Origin of the sequence: Chamaesiphon sp. GL140_3_metabinner_50 (genome assembly GCF_025361915.1) — a bacterium.
In the GTDB taxonomy this organism is placed as follows: Bacteria; Cyanobacteriota; Cyanobacteriia; order Cyanobacteriales; family Chamaesiphonaceae; genus Chamaesiphon.
This window is the reverse complement of the sequence record NZ_JANYJC010000386.1, coordinates 1-7,511: the sequence shown is the minus strand read 5'-3', so window position 1 is coordinate 7,511 and position 7,511 is coordinate 1. Positions and strand designations below refer to the sequence as shown.

Annotated in this window: 9 protein-coding genes and 1 pseudogene; 5 read left to right on the top strand and 5 right to left on the bottom strand. The window is 44.6% G+C overall.

Features of this window, described 5'->3' with window-relative positions; translation table 11 throughout:
* Window positions 1–405, bottom strand: a pseudogene (locus Q0R35_RS18835) (hypothetical protein); the annotation flags it as partial.
* Window positions 406–600: 195 nt separating this feature from the next.
* Between Q0R35_RS18835 and ruvA the strand changes: the two are divergent.
* From ruvA to proB, 5 genes are all read left to right on the top strand, one after another.
* Window positions 601–1,224 carry a Holliday junction branch migration protein RuvA gene (ruvA, locus tag Q0R35_RS18830; RefSeq protein WP_295622107.1) on the top strand — a complete coding sequence of 208 codons (624 nt, stop codon included), beginning with the start codon at window positions 601–603 and terminating at the stop codon, window positions 1,222–1,224.
* A 152-nt stretch (window positions 1,225–1,376) separates the two neighbouring features.
* Window positions 1,377–1,940 (top strand): DUF3727 domain-containing protein, encoded by a 564-nt coding sequence (locus Q0R35_RS18825; protein ID WP_295622106.1) that lies wholly within the window; start codon window positions 1,377–1,379, stop codon window positions 1,938–1,940.
* Window positions 1,930–3,018, top strand: a complete 1,089-nt coding sequence (gene mltG / locus Q0R35_RS18820; protein WP_295622104.1) for an endolytic transglycosylase MltG — start codon at window positions 1,930–1,932, stop codon at window positions 3,016–3,018. The genes Q0R35_RS18825 and mltG overlap by 11 nt, the downstream gene beginning before the upstream one ends.
* Before the next feature lie 138 nt (window positions 3,019–3,156).
* Complete coding sequence (locus Q0R35_RS18815; RefSeq protein ID WP_295622102.1) at window positions 3,157–3,678, top strand: YqeG family HAD IIIA-type phosphatase; 522 nt, start codon at window positions 3,157–3,159, stop codon at window positions 3,676–3,678.
* 288 nt (window positions 3,679–3,966) lie between these two features.
* Window positions 3,967–5,073, top strand: coding sequence for a glutamate 5-kinase (proB, locus tag Q0R35_RS18810; protein ID WP_295622101.1), 1,107 nt, complete (start codon window positions 3,967–3,969; stop codon window positions 5,071–5,073).
* A gap of 34 nt (window positions 5,074–5,107) precedes the next feature.
* On the opposite strand, the gene Q0R35_RS18805 is transcribed toward proB, so the two are convergent.
* The 4 genes from Q0R35_RS18805 to Q0R35_RS18790 all read right to left on the bottom strand — a co-directional run.
* Window positions 5,108–5,389 (bottom strand): type II toxin-antitoxin system YafQ family toxin, encoded by a 282-nt coding sequence (locus tag Q0R35_RS18805; RefSeq protein ID WP_366944947.1) that lies wholly within the window; start codon window positions 5,387–5,389, stop codon window positions 5,108–5,110.
* Entirely contained in the window at window positions 5,370–5,597 is a 228-nt protein-coding gene (locus tag Q0R35_RS18800) for a hypothetical protein (RefSeq protein WP_295622099.1), read from the bottom strand. Before Q0R35_RS18800 ends, Q0R35_RS18805 begins: the two co-directional genes overlap by 20 nt.
* A 141-nt stretch (window positions 5,598–5,738) precedes the next feature.
* A complete protein-coding gene (locus Q0R35_RS18795) occupies window positions 5,739–6,482 on the bottom strand; it encodes an NACHT domain-containing protein (protein WP_295622097.1) in 744 nt (247 codons plus the stop codon).
* 268 nt (window positions 6,483–6,750) lie between these two features.
* Window positions 6,751–7,511 (bottom strand): HisS family protein (locus Q0R35_RS18790; protein ID WP_295622096.1); only part of this gene is annotated, 761 nt, incomplete at its 5' end.

Genomic DNA, 7,511 nt, shown 5'->3' with positions numbered 1-7,511 from the left:
TTCATCCCAGTCTACTGGGGTAATATTATTACCATTACGTAAAAGTGCGCCGGGAGTAAAAACTAGCGTCGCATTAAATGGCTCTTCATGGATATCGGGTTGACGATGTTTACCATTATCATAAACAGTAACTGGCACCGCAATACTAATATCGCCTAATAGCGATAGTTCCGTCTGATTCCAATCGATGCCATTACCATACACCTCAAATTTTGCGAAAATTTGCGGACGTTTAGTTCTCATCAATAATTCGATAAATTCGGCAGTGGAGAGTAAATCCAGATTTAAATGTTTTAAGAAACTGCCTAAATATGCACCAGCAGTATTACCAGCCTTGAGATGTTCGATATACGCATTTATATTAGTAAATGTGTGGGGATGTACCAAAACTCGATAATTACTCATTGGGGTTTATTGATAAAATTTACTAATCGAATCGCACGATAACTGTCTTATCCCTAAATAGTAAATCCTAACTCACCCGACTGGCACGATCGCCGATAAAATAAGAACATGCCTCTAAACCGATCGACAGCAAGTTTAGCAGGATCGCCCTTAACATTATGAATTGGCAATTTCTATTTGCCAATAACTCGCAAGATGATTAGTTACCTCAAAGGCATCGCCATCCAAATCCAGACTCCCGCTAATAATCGGGCAATTTTGGTATTAGAGGTAAACCAAGTTGGGTATGAATTACAAGTTCCCCAGCATATGCTCACCGAAGTAGTGCAGAACTCCGAAATTCAGGTATTTACCCATCAGCAGGTACGCGAAGATGCCATTTCCTTATATGGATTTAGTTCCGCCGCCGAGCGAGATTTATTTCGGCAACTAATTAGCGTCAGCGGCGTAGGCGCAAGTCTGGCGATCGCTTTATTAGATAAACTAGGAATAGCCGATACTGTCTCGGCGATTGTCACCAGCAATATTCAACGCCTCTCTACCGCGCCGGGAGTCGGTAAAAAAACTGCCGAACGCCTAGCACTCGAACTTCGTAGTAAACTAGGACAATGGCGCATTGCAGCCGGATTGACTGCCGAGCTACCCCTGACTAGTTTGGAGCCAACCATGCAAGCCGAAGTCGAGATGACATTGTTAGCATTAGGCTATACAACTGCTGATATTCATCATGCCTTACAAGCTATTAGTCAAGATAGTTTGATGGTTAAAAGTCCCAACATTGAAGACTGGCTGCGTTTGGCGATCGCGAGCATTGAATGATTTGCTTAATTATCGATAATTGCCACTAATATGGTATTCTAATGTGTGGCTTTCGTTGTCTTTTTCAGATCGATCGCGACTGTCTATCGAATCGATCGTTCCAACTAAAACTAAACCCCCGCCTCGAAAGTTATAATCTAAATTTTTTTTACATGTCCTCATCACCCCAGACCGAAGATTTTGATGATGCTGAGTTAGTCACACTCACCGATGAATTAGGGCGAGAACTCCCTTGTTACATCGAACGCGAACTCGAACTCGATGGTAAAATTTACTTGCTATTATTACCAGAAAATGCACCGATTGAAATTTTCGCCTGGGATGAAGATGATGAAGTCACCGAGCTAGTTTCTGTCGAAGACGAAGAGGAGATCGATCGCATTTTTGCTGACGCTAATGCGGTACTATCCGAGCAAAATCTCACGCTCAAACGCACTGCTTTTACCCTCAGTGCCAGCGGCGAATTGCCACCACTCGATCCTACCGAAGTCGTGACGATCGAACTAGATGAAGAAGACGACCAATTAGAGCCAGAAGAATTCCAAATTTTGGCACGCTTTTACAACCTAGAACAAGAATATGCCATTTGCACCCCAGTAGATCCGCTGTTATTTTTCGGCAAAGCCGATGACAATGGTACGATCGCACTACTCTCCGAGCAAGAAGCCGAGCAACTCCAACCCCGACTTGAAGATCTGTTATTGGATGAAATCTAGATCTGGAGGATTACCATTGAAACTAGTCCAAACTACTCCTAAGTGGCTGTTGATTTCCGCCCCAATTGCCATGCTCACAGTGCTAGGTGGCGGTGGGATGTCGTGGTGGAATAGTATAACTGCACCGCCATCTACCGATCCCAATGCTAAAAGCATCCAAATTCAAGTCAAACCTGGCACTTCCGCTCAAGCCATCGGTCAAGAATTAGAAGCTAAAGGCGCAATTAAATCGCAACTGGCGTGGAAACTGTGGACATCCTGGCAAGCCAGACAGGGTAAAGGTTCGCCCCAAACTGGTAATTACGAACTATCGCCATCGCAGTCTTTACCAGTAGTTGCCAAGCAAATTTTAGAAGGTAAAGTTGTCCAATCTGGCTTTCTGGTCAAAGAAGGGTGGAATATTAAGCAGATGGCTGAAAGTTTTGAAAAGCAAGGTCTGTTCAAAGCTGCCGATTTTATTGCTGCAACCAAAGAAATCCCGAAAGATAAATTCCCCTGGCTCCCAGACGGACTTCCCCATTTAGAAGGATTTCTATTTCCCGAAACTTATAAAGTACCTGCCGACCAAATTACCCCCAAAGGTATAGTTACGCAAATGCTCAAGCAATTCGAGCAAGTCGCTTTGCCAGAATATCAAAAAGCCGCCGCTACTCAAAAGTTAAGCTTATTACAGTGGGTGAGCCTCGCCAGTGTCGTCGAAAAAGAAGCCGTAATTCCGATCGAACGCTCTAAAATTGCTGGTGTATTTACCACCAGACTCGCCAAAAACATGCGGCTAGAATCCGATCCAACCGTCGAGTACGGCTTAGGCATCAAACAAACCGCCGATCGACCGTTAACTTTTGCTGAGGTCAAGCGACCCAACCCTTATAATACATACATGAACGCCGGAATTCCCCCCGGCCCGATCGCCAGTCCTGGTATCGGTAGCCTCAAAGCAGTATTAAATCCAGATAGTACGGATTTATTATTTTTTGTTGCCAAGTATGATGGCACTCATGTCTTTAGCAAAACCCTATCCGAACACGTCGCCGCAACCAACGCCATTCGCCAACAGCGTCGATTTAATCAAAAATAAGTAACTTTTGTAACCCAAGATTCTAGAGCATACTCCATAGACTTAATTAAGTTCGTGGGGTATTCTCCATGCAATCAAACCTCCTGCGAAAGTAAAAATAAAATCCTATTCCCTATTCCCTCCCTATTCCCTAAATCAATGCAACTATTTCCCTTATTACAGCCTGACTTAGTATTAGGTGCCTCCGTTTTGGATTTAACCCCGGCAATTCTCACCAAATACCAGATTGAAGGCTTAGTTTTGGATGTCGATGATACGATCGTCCCCATCGGGATTAACATCGCACAGCCAGATACGATCGAATGGATCGAGCAAACTAGGCAAATCGTCCCAGTCTGGCTGGTGACAAACAATCCCAGCCAGGTGAGAATTGGGGCGATCGCGGATAGTTTATCGCTACCTTATTTCCTCAGTGCTGCCAAACCCTCGCGGCGTAAACTCCGTCAGGCAGTTGAGGCAATGAGCGTAGCACCCGCACGAGTAGCGATGGTTGGCGATCGTGTGTTTACAGATGTGCTGGCAGGTAACCGGATGGGGATGTTTACCATTTTAATCGAGCCGATTGTTTGCGCTGAGTCTTCGATTAGCTTCAACCTGATTCGGAAAGTGGAATTCGCAATTGCTAGGTTATTAGGAGTCTCTCTGACTACAAAGAAATAAATTTTTACAATACCTCACAAAGGCTTAATAAGTTGAAATATAAATAAATTATTAAGAAAACGGCGATACTCGTAAATATCTGCAATCATAGTTTTATTGGAAATAGAGTCAGCCCAGATAAAGACTCTAAGCATAATATAAAACTTAAAAACCTTCAGAGCGTTAGCTGCCACATATAGGCAGGTGACGCTCTGAACTATTTTGGGCACTAACTTTTACTAATTATTTAAAGTCGGCATCCCAATTTAGAAAGCCTCGATCCCTAGCTAGTATGCCGCGATCCCCGTTATGTCTCAGACATTAGTTATTAAAGTTGGTACGTCGAGTCTGACCCGTAGCGATGGCAGATTAGCATTAGCGACAATCGCCGCCTTAATCGAAACCATCGTCGATCTGCGCGCACAGGGATATCAAATTGTTTTAGTATCTTCGGGAGCGGTTGGAGTTGGCGCAGCCCGACTGGGAATGACCGAACGCCCAAAAACGATCGCCCTCAAGCAAGCCGCAGCCGCCGTCGGGCAAGGTATAATCATGCGCGTGTACGACGATTTGTTCAGGGAGCATCAGCAACCAGTCGCGCAAATTTTGTTAACCAGAGGCGATCTCGACAGGCGGAGTAGTTATATCAATGCTTATAATACTTTTCAAGAGCTATTTCGCTTGGGCGTAATGCCGATCGTCAATGAAAACGATACCGTTGCCGTAGACGAGCTAAAATTTGGCGATAACGATACCCTCTCCGCACGAGTCGCCAGCCTAATTGATGCCGACTGGTTATTTTTACTGACAGATGTTGACAGACTGTACTCCGCCGATCCCCGTAAATTTCCCGATGCCCAACCGATCGTCCAGATCGATCGATTAGCCGATTTAACCGCCCTCCAAGTCCAAGTTGGCACAACGGGTTCAGAATGGGGAACGGGGGGCATGGCGACCAAAATAGCCGCCGCTGGGATTGCAACTGGGGCTGGTGTCAAAACAGCGATTACGCATGGGCAATTTCCACAGTATATCGAGCGGATTCTCAACGGCGAACCTTTGGGTACGCAATTTACGCCGCAATTGCGCGCCGATAGTGCCCGCAAACGCTGGATCGCGCATGGGTTAATCGCAGTGGGAAAAATTTATCTAGATGCTGGGGCGGTTGAGGCGATTACTGCTAGCGGCAAATCTTTATTACCAGCCGGAATTACCCAGATTGACGGCGATTTTGAAGCGACGGATGCCGTACAATTGTGCGATGCTGATGGACAAGAAATTGGGCGGGGAATTGTCAATTATAGTAGTGTCGAACTCGATCGGATTCAAGGACATCGATCGAGCGATATTCTCGATCTCCTCGGCTATCTCGGCGAAGAAACCGTCATCCATCGCGATAATTTGGTATTGAGCTAGGATTTTGGATGTAAATTTGTTTACACAATGGGCATCAATAAACTTTGTCATGAGTGCCGACGTTAACTAGTAAAATAAAAATCTCTAACACATCATCTTCCTCTGAGAACTCAAAAACAATTCTACAATCATAGGCGACCGAACACGACCATAAACCCTCTAAATTGCCAGTTAACTTATGAGATTTCAAAGATGGGGTAAAAGGATCTTCCGCCAACAGCATTAATACTTCTATAATTCGCTCTCCGATCTGTGGGTTTCGTTTGGTGATTTTTTTAAAAGATCGGGTAAAACCACTACTCCAGACAACTTGCATCATTATCTCCTAGCAAATCGGTAATTAAATCCTGAACAGTACCCCTTTTTGCAGTCCCATTAGCGATCGCCTGTTTTAACTCTCGACGACTAGCCAAAATTTCAGCCTCTTGCTGCTCGATCTGTCGCTTGCGAACTAGCTCGAATAACTTCTCTTGGTCTTCGATCGATAACAGATCGATTGACTCTACTATATCTTCGACAGTCATAGTTTTATTACCTGTGAATATTAATATTTTAGGATGTCGATTCTCTTTTTGATAGGCTACGCCAACGAGTGGAGGTTGAAGATATTCTTATTATATCTATGTTGCCGATTCTATAAAAGCTCGATCGAATCTCACTATCATTCATTCGATCGCGATGAGCTTGCACCGCTGTCTGGGCAACTCCGCCTGATAGCGATGAATCAAGGCAATAATCGTCAATAACAACGGATTTTTCGCCAGTAGCCGAATCCGCTCGTTTCTGGCAAATGCCTTCTGTAAATCCGCTTTCCGCCGATCTGTTTGCGCCGAATCGTTTTTGAGCCGACTGTCATACCAATGGTCGATAAATGTCGCCACCTGCTTATCATCAAAGGATTCCAGCGTATAGTGGGGAAATTCATCGAGATTAAAAAAGTCCCGCCGATACCCCGCTGGGCGCGAGGTAATTACCGCCGGATTGTCTTGGTATTGATGCAAAAATGTCTCAATCTGCGCCGCTACCTTGCGCCGCTGTGCTTCATCCACCACCTCATCCAATCCATCGAGCAAAATCAACGCCCGTCCGCGATCTAACCAATACTCGAAAAATCCGGTGGGTAATTCCTTGCAAGCTAAACTAGCTTCGGCATTCGATCGCAAGTAATCCAGCAATCCCATATTAGGCTGCAAGATCCAATCCCGAATTCGCACCACTACAGGCAAGTAATCATCTTCTTTTGTCAAACCAATCTGACTCGGATCGCTTTGAGTTGTTCCGCACAGCATTAGGGCAAAATAACTTGCCAGCATGGTTTTCCCCGAAGCTGGTGCGCTCAATACTACTGCTTTTTTCTGATTACTTATGACTGTTTGGGCTGGAATTCGGGGTGCCGATCGATCGCGCATCGCCCATTCTTTCTATTTGCCTCAGCTAAAACAGCCTTGAGAACTTCCGTTATTGCTAGTCTAGCTAAAGTATCACCAAAGAATCCCATATAATTACAAAACGGTAGATCGATTTAATTCGATCGTGACACAAATATTGCTCAACGTCTATTACATTTAGAAAATTACTGCGAGAAACCCAATTTCTTGGAGAAGTTGGGTTTCTTTCATCAAATCAGGGTAATTTGAAATTATATTTAGTCATCGATCGAGATAACCTGAAATCGAGTTAATTTGAAGATCGATCCAATCGCTGTTTTACTTCAGTTGCTAAATCGTCGATCGACACCATCACTTGCTCTCCATTAGTCATGTTTTTCAACTGACACTGTTTATTTGCCGCTTCCTGTTCGCCAATTACCACGCAAAAAGTTATTCCTTGTTTATCTGCTAATGCAAATTGTTTTTTGAGCGGACGTTTATCGAAAGCCGTGACGACTTTGATTCCGGCTTGGCGAAGCTGTTGAGAAACTTGCAGATAAATTGGCATCAAATCTTCTTGGAGATTTAAGACCATAACTTGGGTAGGCGTGGGAGCTAGTGGTTGCAAGATATTAGCTTTGAGTAACCGATAAATTAGCCGCGTGAGTCCGATCGAAATGCCTACTCCCGGCATACTTTCGCCGATAAATGTCCCGACTAATTCTTCATATCTACCGCCAGAACAGATACTACCGAGGGCTTCGTGTCCGATCAGAGTAGTTTCATAAACCGTACCTGTATAGTAATCTAATCCGCGTGCGATCGATAGGTCGATACAGTACCGTTCGGCGGGTACGCCCAGATTTTGCACGCCGTTAATGACGGTAGTGAGTTCGGCTATTCCTAGCTTAAATTGCTCGGCATCGGGTAATTTAGCGGCAAATTCATTCAGAGCGGTTAAGACTCGTTGGCAACGCCTCTCCTCTGGAGAATCGACATCACCTTTAATATTAATAAAATCGATGACTTGTTGAGACTGTTCGGGCGATAAACCCTGAGTAGCTAAAC